This window comes from Paenibacillus rhizosphaerae, from assembly GCF_014192015.1.
In the GTDB taxonomy this organism is placed as follows: domain Bacteria; phylum Bacillota; class Bacilli; order Paenibacillales; family Paenibacillaceae; genus Paenibacillus_AQ; species Paenibacillus_AQ rhizosphaerae.
This window is the reverse complement of the sequence record NZ_JACHXJ010000003.1, coordinates 670,679-671,102: the sequence shown is the minus strand read 5'-3', so window position 1 is coordinate 671,102 and position 424 is coordinate 670,679. Positions and strand designations below refer to the sequence as shown.

Genomic DNA, 424 nt, shown 5'->3' with positions numbered 1-424 from the left:
AAGGAACGCGAGGAGCAGTACGCGGCGCTGCAGCAAGAGCTGGTGGAGCAGCGGAAGCAGCAGCAGACGTCCGCCCAGGCACTGAAGGAGCGCGAGGAGCAGTACGCGGCGCTGCAGCGGCAGCTGGAAGAACTGCGGAAGCAGCAGCAAACGTCCGCCCAGGCGCTGAAGGAACGCGAGGAGCAGTACGCGGCGCTGCAGCGGCAGCTGGATGAGCAGCGGCAGGAGCACCAAACGACCCGCCAGGCGCTGGAAGACCTCGAGAATCAGTACCTGGAGGTTCAGGAGCAGCTCGAGGAACAGCAGGCGGAGCATCGGACGGCTCGCCGGGCGCTGGAAGACCTCGAGAATCAGTACCTGGAGGTTCAGGAGCAGCTCGAGGAACAGCAGGCGGAGCATCGGACGGCTCGCCGGGCGCTGGAAG

General features: G+C 66.3%; 1 protein-coding gene. It reads left to right on the top strand.

The features are described 5' to 3' along the window. Positions 1-424: hypothetical protein (locus FHS19_RS19695; RefSeq protein WP_376771928.1), on the top strand; the 424-nt coding region annotated here is incomplete at both ends.